Annotated in this window: 17 protein-coding genes; 7 read left to right on the forward strand and 10 right to left on the reverse strand. The window is 71.3% G+C overall.

Annotated elements, in window-relative coordinates; translation table 11 throughout:
- The first annotated feature begins 49 nt into the window (after positions 1-49).
- The 7 genes from ACIBNE_RS19800 (at position 50) to ACIBNE_RS19830 (ending at position 5,555) form a co-directional block, all read left to right on the forward strand.
- On the forward strand, positions 50-436 hold the full coding sequence (locus ACIBNE_RS19800; protein ID WP_399273227.1) for a winged helix-turn-helix transcriptional regulator: 387 nt from the start codon (positions 50-52) through the stop codon (positions 434-436).
- A gap of 198 nt (positions 437-634) precedes the next feature.
- On the forward strand, positions 635-1,534 hold the full coding sequence (locus ACIBNE_RS19805) for a GNAT family N-acetyltransferase (RefSeq protein WP_399273229.1): 900 nt from the start codon (positions 635-637) through the stop codon (positions 1,532-1,534).
- A gap of 457 nt (positions 1,535-1,991) precedes the next feature.
- A complete protein-coding gene (locus tag ACIBNE_RS19810; protein WP_399273231.1) occupies positions 1,992-2,393 on the forward strand; it encodes an acyl carrier protein in 402 nt (133 codons plus the stop codon).
- A gap of 31 nt (positions 2,394-2,424) precedes the next feature.
- Positions 2,425-3,519, forward strand: a complete 1,095-nt coding sequence (locus ACIBNE_RS19815; RefSeq protein WP_399273233.1) for a 3-oxoacyl-ACP synthase III family protein — start codon at positions 2,425-2,427, stop codon at positions 3,517-3,519.
- An 11-nt stretch (positions 3,520-3,530) separates the two neighbouring features.
- Positions 3,531-4,034 (forward strand): flavin reductase family protein, encoded by a 504-nt coding sequence (locus ACIBNE_RS19820; RefSeq protein ID WP_399273235.1) that lies wholly within the window; start codon positions 3,531-3,533, stop codon positions 4,032-4,034.
- A 128-nt stretch (positions 4,035-4,162) separates the two neighbouring features.
- The gene (gene fabD / locus ACIBNE_RS19825) at positions 4,163-5,170 is read left to right on the forward strand and encodes an ACP S-malonyltransferase (protein WP_399273237.1); all 1,008 of its coding nucleotides are present in this window, start codon (positions 4,163-4,165) and stop codon (positions 5,168-5,170) included.
- Positions 5,171-5,306: 136 nt separating this feature from the next.
- Positions 5,307-5,555 carry a hypothetical protein gene (locus ACIBNE_RS19830; RefSeq protein WP_399273238.1) on the forward strand — a complete coding sequence of 83 codons (249 nt, stop codon included), beginning with the start codon at positions 5,307-5,309 and terminating at the stop codon, positions 5,553-5,555.
- Here ACIBNE_RS19830 and ACIBNE_RS19835 read toward each other — a convergent pair.
- From ACIBNE_RS19835 to ACIBNE_RS19880, 10 genes are all read right to left on the reverse strand, one after another.
- Positions 5,520-6,194 (reverse strand): RNA polymerase sigma factor, encoded by a 675-nt coding sequence (locus ACIBNE_RS19835; protein ID WP_399273240.1) that lies wholly within the window; start codon positions 6,192-6,194, stop codon positions 5,520-5,522. The genes ACIBNE_RS19830 and ACIBNE_RS19835 overlap by 36 nt on opposite strands.
- 562 nt (positions 6,195-6,756) lie before the next feature.
- Positions 6,757-8,280: a cytochrome P450 gene (locus ACIBNE_RS19840; RefSeq protein ID WP_399273242.1), complete on the reverse strand. Its 1,524-nt coding sequence runs from the start codon at positions 8,278-8,280 to the stop codon at positions 6,757-6,759.
- Positions 8,277-9,671 carry a cytochrome P450 gene (locus tag ACIBNE_RS19845; RefSeq protein ID WP_399273244.1) on the reverse strand — a complete coding sequence of 465 codons (1,395 nt, stop codon included), beginning with the start codon at positions 9,669-9,671 and terminating at the stop codon, positions 8,277-8,279. The genes ACIBNE_RS19840 and ACIBNE_RS19845 overlap by 4 nt, the downstream gene beginning before the upstream one ends.
- A 32-nt stretch (positions 9,672-9,703) precedes the next feature.
- Complete coding sequence (locus ACIBNE_RS19850) at positions 9,704-10,252, reverse strand: ester cyclase (RefSeq protein WP_399273246.1); 549 nt, start codon at positions 10,250-10,252, stop codon at positions 9,704-9,706.
- A 68-nt stretch (positions 10,253-10,320) separates the two neighbouring features.
- The gene (locus tag ACIBNE_RS19855; RefSeq protein WP_399273248.1) at positions 10,321-11,832 is read right to left on the reverse strand and encodes a phytoene desaturase family protein; all 1,512 of its coding nucleotides are present in this window, start codon (positions 11,830-11,832) and stop codon (positions 10,321-10,323) included.
- A 115-nt stretch (positions 11,833-11,947) separates the two neighbouring features.
- Positions 11,948-13,051: an FAD-dependent oxidoreductase gene (locus ACIBNE_RS19860; RefSeq protein ID WP_399273250.1), complete on the reverse strand. Its 1,104-nt coding sequence runs from the start codon at positions 13,049-13,051 to the stop codon at positions 11,948-11,950.
- A gap of 124 nt (positions 13,052-13,175) precedes the next feature.
- Positions 13,176-15,809: an MFS transporter gene (locus ACIBNE_RS19865; RefSeq protein WP_399273252.1), complete on the reverse strand. Its 2,634-nt coding sequence runs from the start codon at positions 15,807-15,809 to the stop codon at positions 13,176-13,178.
- Positions 15,810-15,855: 46 nt separating this feature from the next.
- Entirely contained in the window at positions 15,856-18,126 is a 2,271-nt protein-coding gene (locus ACIBNE_RS19870; RefSeq protein WP_399273254.1) for an MMPL family transporter, read from the reverse strand.
- Between the two features lie 83 nt (positions 18,127-18,209).
- Entirely contained in the window at positions 18,210-18,806 is a 597-nt protein-coding gene (locus ACIBNE_RS19875; protein ID WP_399273256.1) for an ester cyclase, read from the reverse strand.
- Positions 18,803-19,360 carry an ester cyclase gene (locus ACIBNE_RS19880; protein ID WP_399273257.1) on the reverse strand — a complete coding sequence of 186 codons (558 nt, stop codon included), beginning with the start codon at positions 19,358-19,360 and terminating at the stop codon, positions 18,803-18,805. The genes ACIBNE_RS19875 and ACIBNE_RS19880 overlap by 4 nt, the downstream gene beginning before the upstream one ends.
- Positions 19,361-19,370 lie beyond the last annotated feature (10 nt).

The following is a 19,370-nucleotide window of genomic DNA, read 5'->3' on the forward strand; positions in this document are numbered from 1 at the left end:
GTAGGAAGTGGGCTGGTTTCCGGTCGGATACCGGCCTACGGTGTGGATCATGACGAAGCCGCGGGACGGCCTGGCGCCCCTCGATCCCGAGATGTTCGATCCGGTCTGTCCGTCGACCCTGGTGCCGTTCCGGGTGGGCGACAAGTGGGCCGCGCTGATCCTGCGCTGCCTCCAGGAAGGCCCGCGCCGCTTCTCCGAGCTGAAGGTGCCGCTGCGGGGCGTCACCGCCAAGTCGCTGAGCCAGTCGCTGCGCAGGCTGGAGCAGGACGGCTTCGTCGTGCGGGAGGAGTACGGGGGCGGTGAGCGCCGCGTCGAGTACGCGCTGACGCCGCTGGGCCGGGGGCTGCTCGGGCCGCTGGACGCGGCCTGCACGTGGACGCGGGCGCACTGGGACGAGCTGATCGACGCGCGGGAGGCGGGCCTTTCGAGGGCCTGACGCCCGGCCCCGCAAAAACCGTGGACGGATCAGATGATGATCACGTAACGTGTGGCTCCACGCCTTGAGACGACCGGAAGGAGGCGAGTGCCGTGCAGTTCACCACCATCCAGCGCTCCCTCTTCCGTGTCCCGGCGTGACGCGTCAGTTCTGACCGGGGAGCGCTCCACTCAGCACGTTTTCCCGGAGGAACCACCCATGACCGATCTGGTCATCCGCACGCTTTCCACGAACGACGCCCACCTCTTCGACGCGCTTCCCGACCCGCTCGGCGCGCGCGAGGCCCACCGGCTCACCCAGCACCGCCCCGACTGGAAGCGCGTCGCCCTGCGCGACGGCCGGGTCGTCGCGCGCGGCGCCTGGTGGGGCGGGCCCGACGACTCCGAGCCCATCAACGTCAACTGGTTCGACGTCGCCGAGGGCGAGGAGGAGGCCGGGGCCGAACTCCTGCGCTCCGCGCCCTGGCAGGTCGAACTCGAAATCAACCTGTCCGGCGACTGGCGGGAGCAGGACGCTCTGAAGGCCGCCGCGGAATCCCGTTTCGCCGCCGCGCGGGCGGCCGGGTACGAGCTCCTGGTGGAGCGCTTCATGTACCGCTGGACGCCCGAGTGCGGGCTGCCCGAGCGGCCCGGCCGCCTGACCTTCCGCGCCGAGCCCGACGACGCGGTGTTCTTCGACGCGCTGCGCCGCATCCACTCCGCGACCCTGGACGCGCACGCGCTCAAGGCCATCGGGGAGGGCGGCCTCGACCAGGCCGCGCAGGAGGAGCTCGACTTCTTCCACTGGTGCCCCTCGCCGCGCGAGTGGTGGCAGGTCGCGCACACGCCGGAGGGCGAGTTCGCCGGAATCCACATCCCGGCGCGCAACCACACGGGCCCGGTCATCGGCTTCATCGGGGTCGACCCCGAGCAGCGCGGCCGCGGCTACGCGTACGACCTCCTCGCGGAGTGCACGCACTTCCTCGTCGAGCAGGGCGCGGAGGCCATCGCCGCGGCGACGGACCGGGGCAACTTCCCGATGGCCGCGAACTTCGCGAAGGCGGGCTACCCCGTCGTGCGTGAGCGGGTCAACTTCCACCCGGTGGGCCGGGAGTCCTAGGCGCGTGTGACGGGCGCCCCGTAGCGCGTGTGACCGGGCGCCCCGGCGGGGAGGCCGGGGCGCCCGGTGCCGCTCAGGGGCCGCCTGGGCGGCGGTTGTGAGCCCTCCCCGCCGGCCGGGCCCGGCGGACCGTGGCGGGAGGCACCCCATACCGCGGTGGTGGCTCCGGACGACGGCCGGCGGGGAGGAACGCGATCCAGCATTTCCCCGCCTTCCCGCATAAGCCATCACTCGAAAGAGGGACCGGCATAGAACAATCGGGCACGCCTGCGGCATCCGTGTCCGGCACATGACCACGCCGCGTACGGCACATCCGTCACTCCCCCCTCCGACGATCCGCGCAGCCCCGTCGCGAGGTCTCCCTCGACCAAGGTGTATCCCCGGGCCCTCCGCCCCGATCTGGACCTGTGAGAACGGCGAAGAACGCCCACCGCACGAGTCCCGGAGGACCCATCACATGGACCGCAACACCATCGTCGACGCCGTCACCGAGGCCGTCATCGACGCCCTGGGCGCCGAAGCCGACGAGGTCGTGCCCGAGGCCACCCTGCTGGACGACCTCGGCGCCGAGTCGATCGACCTGCTCGACATCCTGTTCCGCCTGGAGCGCTCGCTCGGCATCAAGATCCAGGCCGCCGAGCTGGCCGCGTACGTCCAGGGCGGCATCCCGGACGAGGAGTTCGGCGACGAGAACGAGATCGTCTCGGCCGCGGGCCTGGCCCAGCTGAAGAAGGTCATGCCACAGATCGACACCGCCGCGCTCACCGGCAAGCTCCAGGCCACCCAGGTCATGGGCCTGTTCACGGTGGAGAACCTGGTCGGCCTGGTCGAGCACCGCGCCGCGCTCGCCGCGGTCTGAGGAACCGAGGGAGCTGAGGGAGCCGCACTCCATGACCAACAAGCCCGCGATACAGATCATCGGCACCGGGGGCTACCAGCCCGGTGACCCGATCTCCACCGAGGAGATCGCGCGCCTCGTCGGGCCCCTGCCCGACGAGGTCCGCGAGGGCCTCTCCATCGAGCGCCGGTTCTGGATGATCGACCCGGTGACCGGTGAACACCGGGAGAACAACTCGGACATGGCCTACAAGGCCGCCGTCCGGGCCCTGGAGTCCGCAGGTCTCGAAGCGGGCGACATCGACCTGATCGTCCTCGCCACCGGCACCCCGGACTTCCCGCTGCCGCCGCTGGTCAACCTGGTGCAGGAGCGCCTGGGGCTGGCCCGCTGCGCCACGCTGGAGATCCGCTCCGGCGGCGCCGGGGTGGTCCAGGGCCTGGACGTCGCCCGGATGTACCTGGAGTCCGGGATCTACCGGACCGCGCTGGTCATCGGCAGCGAGGCGATCTCGCCCGTCCTCGCGCCGGTGTTCCTCGGCAAGGACCCGTACAAGATCCGGATGCGGGACCGCATGCCGGTCTACATGTTCGGCGACGGCGCGGGCGCGATCGTGCTGCGCGCCGAGGAGGGCGGCGAGGGCGGACTGCTCGGCGCGGCCATGGAGGCCATCGGCGGCGACCGCAAGGCGGGCATCCACTCGGTGGGCGGCGGCACGCACGCCCCGATCCACGAGCAGCTGAAGGCCAAGCGGCTGGTCGACCTGAAGGTCGACGTGGTCGGCGCGGGCGACTTCACCCCGGTGATGGTCACCGAGGCGATCAGCAGCACGCTGCGCCGCAGCAACGTGGACGTCGACTCGGTGGACCTGTGCCTGGTCCCCGAGGGCAACGTCGGCTGGATGCTCGACTCCCTCCAGGAGCTGGGCCTCGACACCGCCGAGTGGAAGGCGCTGGACGGCAAGGTCTTCGACTCGCTGTCCACGATGGGCGCCGTCGGCTGCGCCGCCGTCCCGCTCTTCCTCGACGACGCCTGGCGCTCGGGCAAGGTCAAGCCGGGCGACCGGCTGATGCTGGTCGGCGTCGAGTCCACCAAGTGGATCTACGCGGGCGCGATCGTGGACTGGACCGCGGCCGCCCCGACCGCCTGAGAGGGGTCACCATGACGTCCCGTACCGCCACCCTGGTCGAGGCGGCCGAGTTCCGCCGCGCCATGGGCCGGTTCCTCACCGGAGTGACGGTGGTGACCTCGTACGGCCCCGAAGGCCCGTACGGCACCACGGTCTCCTCGGTCACCTCCGTCTCGCTCGACCCGCCGATGCTGCTGGTCTGCCTGGGGAACCGGTCGCACGTGTCCCAAGTCATCGGCGCCACCGGCGTGTTCACCGTGAACGTGCTGGGCCAGGAGCAGGCGGGGCTCGCGTCGCGGTTCGCCGCATCCGACCGGCCGCGCGGCGCCGCGGGCTTCGCCGGAGTGCCGCACCGCACCGGCGACGCGGGCACTCCGGTGCTCCACGGGGCGCACACCCACCTGGACTGCCGGGTGACCCAGCAGATCACGGCGGGCGACCACACCGTGTTCATCGGGGAGGTCACCGGCACCGGCTGCGCCCCGCACACCGAACCCCTCGGCTACCACCAGGGGAAGTTCCTCAGCCTGCGGTGACCGGCCGGGGCCAACCAAGCGGCAAGGGGCCGGCGCGGACCACGCGCCGGCCCCTTCCACATCCGCCCCCCGCTCCGCCCCCACTCCGTCAGCCCTCCACATCAGCCCTCCGCATCAAGGGAGTTGTCATGCAGCAGATCGCCTTCCTCTTCCCCGGGCAGGGCTCCCAGCGCCCCGGCATGGGCCGGGACCTGGTCGAGCGCCACCCCGAACTGGTCGACCGCTACTACCGGCCCGCGGACGAGATCCTCGGCTTCGAGCTGTCCCGGATCTGCTGGGAGGGCACGGCCGAGGACCTGGTCCCCACCGAGATCACCCAGCCCGCCGTCTTCCTCACCAGCATCGCCGTCCTGGACGTGCTGCGCGGCCACGGCATCACCCCGTCGATCGCCGCGGGACACAGCCTCGGCGAGTACGCGGCGCTGGTCAGCGCCGGGGTGCTCGACTGGCGGGACGCGCTGCGGCTGGTGCGCAGGCGCGGCGAGCTGATGGCCGGGGTCAACGCGCGCACGCCCGGCGCGATGGCCGCCGTCATCGGCCCGGCGACGTCCGTGGTCGAGGAGCTGTGCGCGGAGGTGCGGGCCGAGAGCGGCGGGATCGTCGAGGTCGCCAACTACAACGACCCGCGCCAGCACGTCGTCTCGGGCGAGGCCGACGCGGTGCGGGCGCTGTCGCGGGCCGCGAAGGCGGCGGGGGCCGAGCGCGTGGTGGCGCTCAACGTCGGCGCGCCCTTCCACTGCAGCCTGATGGCCGCGCTGGAGGACGAGTTCACGGCCGAGCTGGACCGGGTGGAGTTCCGCGACCCGCTCTTCCCGGTGCTGGCGAACGTGACGGCGACCCGCGTCACGGACGGCGCCGAGGCCCGGCACATGCTGCGCAGGCAGCTGGCGGGCGCGGTGCGGTGGACGGACACGCTGAAGGTCATCGACGAGAGGAAGGTCGGGACGTTCGTCGAGGCGGGCCCCGGCCGCACGCTCAGCGGCTTCGTGCGCAACACGCTGCCGGAGTCGGAGTGCCACCCGGCGGGCGAGGCGCGCCGGATCGACCGGCTGCTCAAGGCGTTCGACGCGGTGCCGGTGACGGTGCCGGTGACGGCGGGGGCGGGGGCGGACGCGCGGGTCGCCGTACACGGATAGTCACACGCCGTACGGGACGGGATTCCGGCGTACGGAAGAAGCGAAGGTCCCACGAACGCGCCTACTCTGCGGTATTGCCGTTCGTGGGGCCTTCACTTACCCTGCATGTAGTTAATCCGCGAACTAAAAAATGGAGGTGACCGAAATGGAAGAATCAGAGAGCCCCGAGAGCACGCCGAACGACGCCCTCGACAAGCTGCGCGATGCCATCGGGCAGCCGCCGAGCAGCGTCGCCGAGAACGCGAAGGCGCTCTTTCCGTTCATTGCCCATGAGGCCCTCATGAGTGAAGCGCTGGTGAACAGCGAATCGACGTCGGCCGACGTCGAGGAGGACGCGGGAGAGCCCGAGTCAGCCGGCTGCCACCGGGCTGCCCCCGGCCGCTGAGCGGAACTCCGCCCCGCCCTCCAGCGCGTACGTCCGCAGGCCCATCTCCTTGATGGCCGCGAACAGCACCCTGGCCTGCTCCGACCTGCCCGCCTCGCGTTCGAGCGCACGCTCCAGATGCTTGAGGCAGCGGCCGCGGATGGGCCCGATCGACCCACGGGCGAGCCCCAGAGCCGCGCTGACCTCGTCGTACGACATCGGCGGCTCCGCCACCAACAGGCCCAGCAGGGCCTGACACTTCGGCGACAGCGAGCAGTAGGCGAGCAGGACCTCGTCCCGCGCCTCGCGCTCCAGCGCCTTCTCCTCCGGCTGGTTGACCGACGGCTGCGGCCTGTCGAACACCTCCGGGTCCTCGATGGGCGTACTGCGCCCGGCCTTCTGGATGTGCTTCAGGCTTTCCCGGCGGGCCGACACCGAGATCCAGTGCGCCAGCTTCTCCGGGTCGCGCAGCTTCGCCAGGTGCTGGATGACGCGCATCCAGGTCATCTGACTGACGTCCTCGCAGTCCGCCGGCGAGAGCCGGTGGCCGCGGGCAATCGCCCATATCAGTGGGGTATACCGGTCGACGATCTGGTTCCAGCTCTCCTGGTTTCCGGCCAGGCAATCGTCGACGAGTTCATTCAGAGCACGAGCTTCCATTGCTTCCCCCGTTGTGCGCTCACGCAAGAAATAGCGTCTCAATTACCACTGTCTCTGTCGCTACAGGCGTTAACTATACGGTGACCACAAGGGACAGTGTCAACGTTCCGATGTGGCTCATAACCACACCCTTCGTGCTACAGAATCGTCTCCTCCGCTTATTCGGAGGGACCATTCCGGGCGGCATTCCGGAGGTTCTGAGGAGTCGTCAGTGGCCTGATCATGCCGCCGCCGGGAGCCGGGGGCCGGTCGGGCCCCGCGTACGCCCGGGTTGAGCTGGGACGACGGTGAAACCAGCTGCATATACCAGGCGATCGCGGTCCCCGGGGGTCTGGACCACCGCGACGTCCCGGCATGCGGACGGTCTCGTGACAATCGGCCGTCCGGTACACAGTCGGGGCTCTGGTTGCGACGGGAGCTGGCAGCTTCCTGCAATCGAGCGAGGGCGCTCGTCCGTACCACCGGCGCGCGTTTGGCAGTAACAGGTCAGCCCCTCCGGGCGGAAAACGCGTCGCGCCGGACCGCTCCACGGCGGTCCGGCGCGACGCACCCGGGATATCGGCTATTGCGGCGACGCCGCGGGCTCCTGCGACGGCTCCTGGGCGCTTCCGTGGCCGAACGGGCAGCCGGTGGCCGCGCCGTCCACCGCCACCGGCTCCGGCGCCGCCGCGGCCCGTACGGGCGCCACCGCGCCCTCGGTCGCGTCCGACTCCCGCACGGGCCGCAGCGTCATGCGGATGCCGTGCTTGGCGCGCAGCGAGATGTCCGGCTGCATCACGATCGGATGGCCCGGGACCATGTCGAGGTGGAAGCGCTGGAGCAGGGAGGCGACGACGATCGTCAGCTCCATGTTGGCGAAGGCCATGCCGACGCAGTTGCGCGGGCCGCCGACGTACGGGACGTAGGCGTAGCGCGGCCTGCCCGCCGAGCGCTCGCGGGTGAAGCGCTCGGGGTCGAAGCCCTCGGGGTTGTCCCAGAACTTCGGGTTGCGGTGCGTGATGTACGTGCTGAGCAGCAGGAAGGACCCGGCCGGGATGTGGTGGCCGCTGAGCACGTCGTCCTTCAGCGGCATCCGCGCCACCTGCCACAGCGGCGGGTAGAGCCGCAGCGCCTCCTGGATGAAGAGCTTGAGGTACTTCAGCTGCGGCAGGTCCTCCATGGTCGGCGGCCTGTCCCCCAGCACCGCCCGCACCTCGGCCCTGGCCCGCTCGGTCTCGGCGGGCCTGGTGGAGAGCAGGTGGCAGATCCACGACAGGGTGGCGGCGACCGTCTCGTGCCCGGCGATGAAGAGCGTCATCACCTGGTCGCGCAGCTGCTCGTCGGTCATCAGCCGGCCCGTCTCCGGGTCGGGGGTGTGCATCAGCATGGACAGCAGGTCCTCGGCCTCGCCGTCCGCGGGCAGCTTGCGGCGTTCGGCGATGAGCCGGTACACCGTGTCGTCGAGGACCTTGCGGGCCGCCCGGAAGCGGCGGTTGCGCGGAGTGGGGATCCTCTCCGGGATGTCGGCGACCGCGATCAGCTTGGCGTTGATGTGCTCCAGCTGCGCCGCGACCGCCTCCCCCAGCACCAGCGCGTCCTTGGACCAGTCGGCCTTGAACAGGCAGCGCGCCAGGATCTCCAGCGTCAGGCTCTGCATCTCGGTGCGCGCGTCCATCGGCTCGCCGGTGCGCGCGAGCACCTCCCAGCGCTCCAGCATCCGCCGGGAGCTGTCGACCATCACGTCGGCGAACCGCTCGAGCGGCTCGCGGCGGAAGGTCGGCGCGACCGTGCGCCGCTGGGCCCGCCAGACCTCGCCCTCGGTGGTGACCAGACCCTGGCCGACCGAGACCCCGACCTTGCGGTTGAAGTCGTCGGGGTGCGGATAGTTCTCGAAGTTGTCCGCGAGGATCCGCTTGAGGTCGTCGGGGTGGGTGACCAGCACCACGGGGACGGGCCCCCGGAAGCGCACCAGGTCGCCGTGGTCGCGCCACGCCTGGACGAAGGTCCGGAGCGGGTCGCGCCTGAAGTCCAGCGCGGAGCCCAGCAGCGGCAGGCCGAGCGGGCCGGGCGGCCGCTTCAGTCCCGGCGGGACCTGTGCCTTCTTCATTTCGCGCCCTCCCCCGTCTCCTTGAAGTGCTGGAGCCGCATCGGCATGCCGCCCCTCGGGTACAGGAAGACGTTCGACGTCGGCTCGCAGACGTGGCCGCCGGCGAGCGTGAGCCGGTACGCCTGGAGGATGCGGGCGATCACCAGCGGCGCCTCCAGGACGGCCACGGACGAGCCGGGGCACAGCCGCGGGCCGCGCGAGAAGGGCACGTACGCGTAGAGCGGCGCGCCGCCCGTCGCGCTCTTCTCGAACCGCTCGGGCCTGAAGCCCTCCGGGTTCTCCCAGTAGTCGGGGTGGCGGTGCATCAGATAGGGGCTGATGAACACCTGGGACCCGGCCGGGATGTGGTACCCGCCGATCTCGTCGTCCTCGATCGGGGAGCGCGAGAGCGTCCACACCGAGGGGTAGAGCCGCAGCACCTCCTGGTAGAAGGCGCGCAGGTAGCGCAGCTTCGGCAGGTCGGAGGCGGCGGGCTCGCGGTCCCCGCACACCTCGGCGACCTCGGCGCGCGCCTTGCGCTCGGCCTCCGGGTGGCGGGAGAGCAGCGAGAACGCCCACACCAGCGACAGCGCGGTGGTCTCGTACCCGCCGAGGAACATCGTGACGACCTCGTCGCGCAGCTGCTTGTCCGACATGCGCCCGCCGGTCTGCTCGTCCTCCGCGCGCAGGAAGCGCGTGAGCAGGTCGTCCGGCGGGTTCGGGTCGCGGCGGCGCTCCGCGATCAGCCCGTACACGAAGGAGTCGAGGGTGTCGCGGGCCGCCAGGAAGCGGCTGCGCGCCTTGCTCGGCAGGGACTGCGGCAGCTCCACGAACCGCTGGAGGCGGACGTTGGTGTACGCGTTGCAGATCCGCACCGCGCGGGCCAGCTCGCCCGCCCGGTCGCTGACGTCCGTGCTGAACAGCGTCTGCATGACGATGGTCAGCGCGAGCCGGAACATCTCCGGCGTGATGTCGAAGGTCTCCTCGCGCGAGGCCCTCCCGCGCCACTCGTGCACCAGGTCGCTGGTGGCGTCGACCATCGCGGGGCCGAAGCCGGAGATCCTGGCGCCCTTGAAGGCGGGCTGGGCGAGCCTGCGCTGGCGGAAGTGGAAGTCGCCGTTGGAGGTGAACAGGCCCTGCCCGACCCAGGGTTCGAACTTGCCGACCGACAGCGGGTCCTTGGGGTAGTTGGGCTGCCGGTCGTCGAGGACGTGCTTGATGTAGTCGGGGTTCGCGATCAGGAACAGGTTGCGCTTGCCCGGCAGTCGGAAGCGGACGATGTCGCCGTACTCCCGCCAGGCCCTGGTGAAGGTGCCGACCAGGTCGCGGACCAGGTCGGGCCCGCAGCCGACCACCGGGTAGCCCTGGGGGCCGGGGGCCAGGCGCGGCCGGCTGCTCGTCGTCAGACTCATGGTGCGTGCCTCGCTCTGCGGGTGGCCGGTGGTCAGCGGTTGCGGATCTTGTGCTTGGCGACGTGCAGGATGTTCCCGAAGGTCAGCTTGAGGATGGTGCCGGGGCCGCTGCCGGGCTCGGGGGCCATGCCGCACTGCTCGACCATCGAGGCGGTGGACTCCTCGTGCCACAGCTCGGAGAACTTCCCGTCGCGCACGACGTGGAAGTCCAGGCCGGTCATCGTCATCCTGCGGCCGGTGCCCGGGAAGCCGTACAGCTCGCCGCGGAAGGTGCCGGTGGCGGTCCAGCGGTCGATGACCTTGTCGCCCATGATCGTCACGTCGTCGAGCGAGAACCGCAGGTCGGGGAAGGCGTCGTGCATCAGCTGGACGGCGGCGCGGTGCCCGGCGGGGCCCTGCGGGCAGCCCGGCAGCGGCATGTGGTCCTTCCAGTTCGCGGCCAGCAGCTCGCGCTCGGTCTCGGCGTTGTTCTTGTCCCAGACCTCCTCGATGTAGCGGCGGGCCATCTCGTAGTACGTCTTGTCGAGGGAGCCGTCGAAGTTGGCGTCGGTGGCGGTGTCGATGTACGCGGGACGGGACATGGGTGTGTTTCCTCCGGGAAGGGTTGCGTGGTTCCTGGTCTGCGGATGACGCGTGCGGGCCCGGCCGCTCAGAGCTCGGGGCCGACGTCCTCGACGCCCTGCGTGCGCAGGATCTGCTGGGCCGTGTGGCTGCCCGAGACGATCACGCGCAGCGCGCTCGCCGCCTGCGCCCAGTGGCCCGACAGGTACAGGCCCTCGATCGGGGTGTGGTACGTGAGGCGCTTGCTGCCCGCCTGCATCGGCGTGTTCTCCCAGCCGTACGCGGCGCCGCGGTGGTTGCCCGTGAACCGCTCCAGCGTCAGCGGGGTCGAGCTGGAGACGAAGGTGAGGTTCTCCTTGAAGCCCGGGTAGAGCCGCTCGATGAGGTTCAGGTACTTCTCCTCCAGCTTGGGCTTCAGCTCCGACCACGGCTCGGGGCCCTCGTAGGGGGCCAGCGCCGTCGAGGTCACCAGGTGCTCGCCCGCCGGGCCCAGGCTCGGGTCCAGCAGCGTGGGCACGACGACGACGGTGGCCGGGGCCTCGCCCTCGGAGAACCCGGCGAAGTTGGCGTCGTGGTCGTCGCTCTCGTAGATGAACGTCTCGTGGGCGCCGCCCATCGCGGCGATGTCCAGGGTCGTCGCCGCGTACACCACGAACATCGACATGGAGCCCTTGAGCGAGCGCAGCCTGCGGCTGTACGCCTTCGGCAGGTGCTCCATGCCCACCAGGTCGTGGAAGGTGTGCGTGGCGTCCGCGTTGGAGATCACCACGGGGGCCCGCAGCTCCTGGCCGCCCGCGAGGACGACGCCCTCGGCGCGCCCGTCGGTGACCAGGATCTTCTCGACCGGCGAGTTGGTGACGATCTTGCCGCCGTCCCGCTCGATGGCCGTGGTGAACGCCTTGACCAGGTGCTGGAAGCCGCCCTTGCAGTGGTAGAGGCCGTGCATCTGGGTGTAGAGGAAGCGGGCGAACAGCTCGAAGGAGAGCTGCGAGGGCGGCAGGCCCATGTAGGGCCAGCCGGCCGTGCAGAACGCCTTGCAGCGCGGGTCGGTGATGAACCGGTCCAGCACCTCGCCGAGGGTGTTCATGCGGTTGCCGAAGAGCGTGGGGAACTTCTCGACCGCCTCGCCCAGTTCCTGCGGGGAGAGCTGGAGCGGCACCTGGTGGGCCTCTTCGAGGAACTTCTCGCAGAGCCCGAAGAAGCCCCTGATGCCCGCCTCCTCCTGCGGGAACAGCTCGACGTGCGCGGCGATGAAGGCCTCCGAGCCGAACGGCGCGTCCAGCACGTCGTCGTCGATGACCACCCGGTACAGCGCGTCGGACTCGACGAACTCGCACATCTCCCGTACGCCGAGGTAGCGCAGCAGCACGTCGATGGTGCCGCCCTCCTCCGCGCCCGGCACCACGTGGATCGCCGGGTCGTAGTAGCGCTCGCCGGCCCGGAACGCGTGCGCGTAACCGCCGATCCCCTGGCCCTTCTCGGCGACCAGGACGCGGCGGCCGAACTTCGCGAGGAAGGCGGCCGCCGCCAGTCCGCCGAGGCCGCTGCCGACGACGACCGCGTCGTAGTCGTAAGGCTGGGGTGGTTCTGTCTGCGTCATGCCGCTGCCCGTCCGTTCCCGTCCGTGGTGAATTCGTCCGGCGTGAATTCGTCGCTTCACGCCGGGCACTTCACTGGGAGAGATCCGGCGGCGCCCCCGCTGGATACAGCGGCCGTCAGCGGAATTCCGGCAGCGGCAGCGCCGACTTGGTGAACAGCTTGGTCAGCAGGGCCTTCGGCATGTTCCCGAGCACCCGGTCGCGGACCGGGGACGGCATGGCCCGCATCCTGAGCATGCCCCTGGAGCTCTCGAAGTGGCCCAGCACGCGCGGGTAGCGGTCGTCCTCGTACGTGCGCAGGGCGCCCGGCAGGTCGTCGGCGCGGGCCAGGCGCGCGGCGAGCACCCCGGCGTCCTCCAGGGCCATGCAGGCGCCCTGGCCGATGGTGGGCAGGATCGGGTGGGCGGCGTCGCCGAGCAGGGTGATCCGGCCCCTGCCCCAGTTCTTCACGGGGCGCCGGTCCCAGGCCTGGCCGGGGAAGAGCTGGGCGGCCGGGGTGCGGGACACCAGGTCGCGCACCACGTCGGGCCAGCCGTCGCCGGTGGGCGGCGCGTCGATGGAGCCGTCCACGAACCAGTACACCCGGCCGCGGGTGAGCGGCATGATGCCGCAGGTGCCCTTGCGGCCGAAGTGGAAGTCGGTGCCCTCGTAGTCCCAGGCGCCGCGCTCGACGACGCCCTGCCAGCTCTCCAGCGGGTTGTCCCTGCGGTCGTCGTGGCCGGGCGGCAGCAGCCCCCTGCGGACCGTGGAGCCGACGCCGTCGGCGCCGACGACGACGTCGGCGCGCAGCACCTCGCCGTCGGCGAGCGTGACCGTGCCGTCGGGGTCGGCGCGCACGACCTCGGCGCCGAACCTGACGGGGGTGCCCGCCTGTTCGATCAGGGTGTCGAGCAGTTCGGCGCGGGTGACGCCCTGGCCCGTCACCCCGTACGTACGCTTGAGGAACGCCAGGTCTATGGAGGCCAGTTGGCGGTCCTTGGCGCCGAACATCCGGGCGGACGCGATGGGCTGGCAGACCTTGAGCAGCGCCTCGTACATGTCGTCGCCGCCCGAAGCGCGCACCGCGCGCAGGGCGTTGGGCCAGATGGTGATCGCCAGGCCGTCGCGGCGCTCGGCGGACTTCTCCAGGACGGTGACGTCCCAGTCCATCCGGGTCAGCATGCCGGCCAGGGCCAGGCCGCCGACCCCGCTGCCGACGATGATCGCGGACCTTCGTGACATCGCTGTTTCCCCCTGGGTTCGGTGGTGCGGTTCTGTGGTGCGGTTCTGTGGTGCGAACGGCCGCGCGGGCGACGGCGGGGCCGTGGTTCCCCGCCGTCGCCCGCGCGCGTACCGGATGCCGGGACTACTTGAGGCCGAACGGGTTGACCGCGCGGTAGTCCAGGCGGCTCCAGTGCTCGACGAAGCGGCCCTTCTCGACGCGGAAGACGTCGGCGCGGTTGAGCTTCAGCTCCTTGCCCGTGCCCTTCTCGTGGCCGCGCCAGACCCAGAACACGGTGACCTTGTCCTGGTCGGCGACGGTGTGCTTGACCTCGAAGGACAGGTCGGGGAAGCGCTCGCGGTAGGAACGCAGGTTGTCCTTCATGCCCTTGAGGCCGGGCGCGAGGCCCCGCTGGTTCTGGATCAGGTTCGGCGCGATGGCGCTGGGGACCGGGGCGTTCGGGGCGCGGTAGAAGGTGTTGACCGTGTAGAGCAGCGTGACGAGGTTGCGGCGCTGCTCCTTGGTGCCGCTCCAGTCGGTGCGGGTGCCGGGCTGGTCGCCGCCGGGCAGGTTCACGCCGAACGCCTGCATGGCGGCGTAGTCGACCGCGTCCCAGTGCTCGGCGATCTTGCCGTCCTGCACGCGGTACAGCTCGGCGGTCTCGAAGACCAGCTCCTGGCCGGTCTGGACGTGGTGGCCCTTGAAGGTGGCCAGCAGCATCACCTTGTCGCCCTGCGCGACGATCTGGTGGATGGAGCCCGCGAGGTCGGGGAAGATCGAGTGGAAGAGCTTGTAGTCCTCGTAGTAGCCCTTGAGGCCCTGCTTGAGGCCGGGGCTGTGCTGGATGTAGTCCTCGCGCATGAACTCACCGGCGCGGTCGAGGCGCTTCTTGGCGAGCACCTCCTGGTAGAAGCCGAGGACGACCTTCTTGCTGGCCTCGGCCCTGGCGTCGGAGCGCACGTTGCGGGGCGCGGCGGCGTCCTCGACGGCGTTGGCGTTGCTCCAGGTGAAGAGGGCGAGCAGGGCTCCGATCACCCCCACCACCAGGAGGCGGCGGAGCCTGCGCTTCTTCACCGGCTCGGCCGTGGTGCCGTCGGGGCGTGTCTCGTCGTTCACGCGAGTGGGTTCCTTTCGGGATTCGTGTGCGTTGCTGTGGAGTTGGTGCGCCGGTACGGGGGATGCGGCGCGCGGGGGTGCGGTGGGGACGGGGGTTTCGGGGGCGCCGGGCGTTTCAGGGGCGCCGGGGGCCTCAGGGGTGCCGGGGCCGGTGCCCGCCGCGGCCTGCTCCTGCCGCTTTCCCGGCAGCAGGAGCAGCACGGCGAGGACGCCGACGCCCGCGACGGAGCCCGCGACGGTCATCGCGTCGGCGAGCGCCCCGACGTACGCGTCGGACGCCAGGGAGCCGAGCCCCTGGCCGACCTCGCCGCCGAGCCGGGAGGCGACCTCGGAGGCGCCGCCCAGCGAGTCGCGGACGGCCGCCTCGGCCGGCGCGGGGAGCCCGCCGAGCTCCGGCAGCCCGTCGCGGTAGGAGGTGGTCAGCACGGAGCCGACCACCGCGATCCCGAGCGAGCCGCCCACCTGGAGCGTCGCGTCGGTGACCGCGGAGGCGGCGCCGCCCTGCTCGGGGGGTGCCGCGGCCAGGATGGCGTTGGCGCAGGGCGGCAGGACGAGGCCCATGGTGAAGCCGAAGAGCGCGAGCGCGCCGAGCGCCACGCCTTCGGACCCGGCGTCGGCGCGGGCCATCAGCAGCATGCTGCCGGTGAGCACGACCAGGCCGACGGAGGCGACGGGCCGCACGCCCGTCTTCTGCACCAGCTTCTCGCCGAGCCCCGCGCCGATGACGGCGGTGAGGACCGGCAGCAGCCTGAGCCCCGCGTCCAGCGGGCCGTGCCCGCGGACGAACTGGAGGTACTGGGTGACCACGAACAGCAGCCCGAAGAGGCAGAAGTTCACGCAGAACATCGCCACGGCGCTGCCCGCGAACAGCGGTGCCCTGAACAGCTTCCCGGAGAGCATCGGGTGCGGCGTGTGCCGCTCCCAGAGCACGAACAGGACGGTGAAGAGGGCGCCCGCGCCGAGCGCGGAGAGGGTGACCCGGTCGGTCCAGCCGTACCTGGGGCCCTCGATGATGCCGTACACGAGGACGCCGAGCGCGGCCACCGACAGCAGGACGCCCACGAGGTCGAGCGGCAGCCGCAGCGGATTGCGGGACTCGGGCACCATGACGGCGCAGGCGACGATCGCGGCGAGCACGATCGGCACGCTGATCAGGAAGACCGAGCCCCACCAGAAGTGTTCGAGCAGCAGCCCGCCGAGCACCGGGCCGAGCGGCACGCCGATGGCGCCGGACCCCGCCCACATGCTGATCGCCTTGGCCTGCTCCTCGGCCGGGAAGACGTGCTTGATGATCGAGAGCGTCGCGGGCATCACGAACGCGCCGCCGACGCCCATGCCCGCGCGCATCGCGATCAGCATCTCGGGGCTGGTGGAGTACGCGGCGGCCAGCGTGAAGCCGAACACCAGGACGAGGCCGGTCAGCAGCAGCCGCTTGCGGCCGAACCGGTCGCCGAGCCCGCCGCCGAGCAGCAGCAGCCCGCCGAAGGCCAGCGTGTAGGAGTCGATGATCCACTGGAGCTCGCCGCCGGTCGCCCCGAGGTCGTGCTGCACCCGGGGCAGGGCGAGGTTGAGGATCAGGTTGTCCATGCCGATGACGATCAGGCTCAGGCACAGGACGGCCAGGATCCGCCAGCGGCTGCGGTGTACGGCGGTGGGGTCCACGGGGCTCTTCTTCCTTCCGGTACGGCAGGGGTGTTCGCAGGGGTGTTCAGCGGGTGCGGGCGAGCGGGGCGACGGGTGCGGCGCGTTCGGGCGCCGCGGGCCCCTCCGCGATCCCGAAGCGGCCGTGCAGCCGTCGCAGCGGGCCGGGCGCCCACCAGTTGACGGGGCCCATGAGGCGCATGAAGGCGGGCAGCAGCAGGCCGCGCACCACCAGCGCGTCGATGAGCAGGGCCAGCGTGAGCCCGAGCGCGAACATCTTCTGGAAGGCGATGGTGCTGGTGAACAGGCCGGCGACGGTGACGACGCCCATCAGCGCGGCGGCCGACGTGACGAGCCCGCCGGTGCGCTGGAGGCCGCTCGCCACCGCCTCGGTGTCGTCGGCCCCCGCGTCGTGGGCCTCCTTGATCCGCGAGAGCATGAAGACCTCGTAGTCCATGGAGAGCCCGAAGAGCAGGCAGAACATCAGGATCGGGGCGACCGCGGTGAGCGCGCCGGTCGCGGTGAAGTCCAGCGGCCCCGACAGGTTTCCGTCCTGGAAGATCCAGACCATCGCGCCGAAGGTGGCGCTGAGGCTGAGGACGTTGAGGACGAGCGCCTTGAGCGGCAGCACCACGCTGCCGGTGAAGAGGAAGAGCAGCACGAACATCGCGACCGCGATGAAGCCGAGCACGAGCGGCAGGTGGTCGCCGAGGCTCTGCTTGGTGTCGGCGAGCGCGGGCCCGGCGCCGGTCAGCTTCACCGGCCAGGGCGCGTCGACCGCGCGGACGTCGTCGACGAGCCGCTCGCCGCTGTCGGAGTACGTCTCCACGGACGGCACGACCTTGAGGTACGCGCCGGCCCGCGAGGCGGCGGCCGCGGTGGCCGGTCCGGGCGGCGCGGTGCGCTCGCCGCGTACGTGCACCCCGGCGTAGGAGGAGACCGACGCGACGCCCTCGACCTTCGACAACTCCCGTGCGTACGCCGCGATCTCGGCGCTCTTGGCCCGGCCGTCGCCGATCCCGGTGGCGACGACGGTGATCGCGTCGGACTCGCGGGAGCCGAAGTCGGTCCGCAGCGCCTCGCCGACCTGGCGGCTCTGCGAACTGGCGGGCAGCTGGCGGTCGTCGGGCAGGCTGAAGCGGACGCCGAGGAACGGCGAGCCGAGGACGAGCAGCGCGACGACGGCACTGGCGGCGACGGGCAGCGGGAAGCGCATCACGAACGTCGCGGTGCGGTGCCAGAAGCCGTGCTCGTCCCCGGTGGCCTTCGCGGGGCGGCCCCGGCGCAGCGCCCTGCGCAGGTCCAGGCTGTTGATCTTCGCGCCGAACAGGGCGAGCAGGGTCGGCACGACCACGATCGCGGCGAGCGCGGCGAAGAGGGCGACGCCGATCCCGGCGACCGCGATGGAGCGCAGGAAGGGCAGCGGGAAGACGGCGAGCGCGGCCAGCGAGAGCATCACGGTGAGCGCGGAGAAGAGCACGGTGCGCCCCGCCGTGCGGACGGACGCCACGATCGCCTCGGACCTGACGGCCCGGTCGGTGACGTCGCCGCCGCGCTCGCGCAGCTCCTCGCGGTAGCGGGAGACGACGAACAGGCTGTAGTCGATGGCGAGTCCGAGGCCGACGATGGTGGTGGCGTTGAGCGCGACCACCGACACGTCCATGAACTCGGCCATGACGCGCAGCAGGAGCAGCACGCCGAGCACGACGGGGATCGTCATCAGGATGGGCAGCAGGGCCGCGACCAGGCTGCCGAAGACCAGCGTCAGCACGACGAAGAGCACCGGGAAGGCGATGCGCTCCATGGCCATCAGGTCTTCCTGGGCGGCCTTCTCGGTGTCCTGCGCGGCGGCGACGGAACCGCCGAGCTTGACGTCGAGGCTCCCTTGCGCACCGGCGAACTCCGCGCGCAGCCCGTCGATCCGCTTGGCGGCCTGCGTCTCGTCGCCGCCGATGTGGGCGAGGACGAGCGCGGTGGAGCCTTCCCCGTCGCGCAGTTCGGGCCGCTTGCCCGAGGTCCAGTAGGAGGCGACCTGCTCGATGCCCGGCTCGCGGGCGAGCCGGGCGGCGAGCGCCGCGCCGTCCCTGCTCGCGGCCGGGTCGTCCACCGACTTCCCGCTCCGCGCCAGCAGCACGAGGTTGGGCGCGCGAACCCCGAAGTCGTCGGCGAGGGCTTCGCGGGCGACGCTGGACGCGGCGGCCGGGTCCTCGAAACCGCCGTTGGAGAGCTTGCCGACCACTCCGGCGCCGACGGCTCCGCTGAGCACGACGAAGCCGATGACGGCGAGGAGGAAGGCTTTGGGACGGGCCGCGACGGCCCTGCCGATGCGCGCGAGCATGACGCTCCGTATCTGAACTGTCGTGTGGGGGTACGGGAGTACTCGGCCGCGCACCGGGAGGGCGGCTCACCGGCGCGCCGGGCTCACCCTGCGGCCCGGTGGCCCTGCTTCCTGCGGTGCTCGCGGTCGAGGCGGGTCAGCCTGATCGCGGTCCTGATGGAGTGGGCCAGGGTGCCGATGGGGCCGGTGCCGGGCGGCGGGACGATGCCCATCTGGGTGAGCATCCCCGCGTAGTCGCCCTCCTGGCGGAACTCGCACATGCGGCCCTGGTCGTCGTACTTCTCGATGATGATCTCGCCGATCTCCAGCGGCCGCTTGGTGGGCGGGATGCCGAAGAGCGGACCGAGGTGGGTGCCGCGGAAGGTGACGTGCAGGACGGCCTGGTTGCCCTCGATGAGGATGTCGTGCCAGTCGATCTGCACGTCGGGCTTGGCCGCCTTGACGAGGTTGAGCGTGTCCAGGAACTCCTGCCCGCCGTTGAGGACGGGCCGGCCCGGGAGGTAGCACTTGTAGTCGGGCGAATAGTGGGGCAGGGCGCGGGAGTTGTCGTCCGACCAGGAGAGGTCGGAGACCATCAGGATGTGCTCCTCGGTGAGCACGAAGCCGCTGTCGGACGTCTGCTGCGACGCCTCTTCCGACGCCGCGCCGGTCGCGTTCGTGAGCGTTCCCTCGGCGGTCATCGACCGGCCCCCCTGCGCTGCTTGATGCGGTCCTTGACGGTGAGCGCGCCGATGCGGCCGACGGTCTTGAAGGTGTGGGCGACGGTGCCGAGCGGCCCGGCGTCCTCCGGCGGCGTGATGCCGATCTGGCTGAGCACGCCCAGGTAGTCGGCCTGCTGCCACATCTCGACGATCTTGCTGCCGGAGAACCGCATGATCACGTGCTCGGTGAGGAACGTGGGCATCCCGGTGGCCGGGATGCCCATCAGCGGGCCGTTGTGGTGCCCGCGCAGCTCGCCGCGCACCAGCACCTTGGTGCCCTGCGCGATGACCTCGTGGGTGGTGCGGGACAGGTCGGGCATGGCCGCGAACATGTCCCCCGCCAGCTTGCGCAGCCCGGGGATGCCGTAGATGACGGGCTGGCCGGGCAGCGGCACGTGGGTCACCACGTTCGGGCTGAAGTGCTCGTCTATGACCCCCAGGTCCCGCTTGTTCCACAGGTCGTCCAGGACCCGCGGCGCGATGGCCCTGATGTCGGGGATGTCGGGCGCCTGGGGCGCCGCACTGCTTGGCATCGTCTCTCCG

The sequence above is a fragment of the Streptomyces sp. NPDC050504 genome (assembly GCF_044458065.1).
GTDB lineage: Bacteria > Actinomycetota > Actinomycetes > Streptomycetales > Streptomycetaceae > Streptomyces.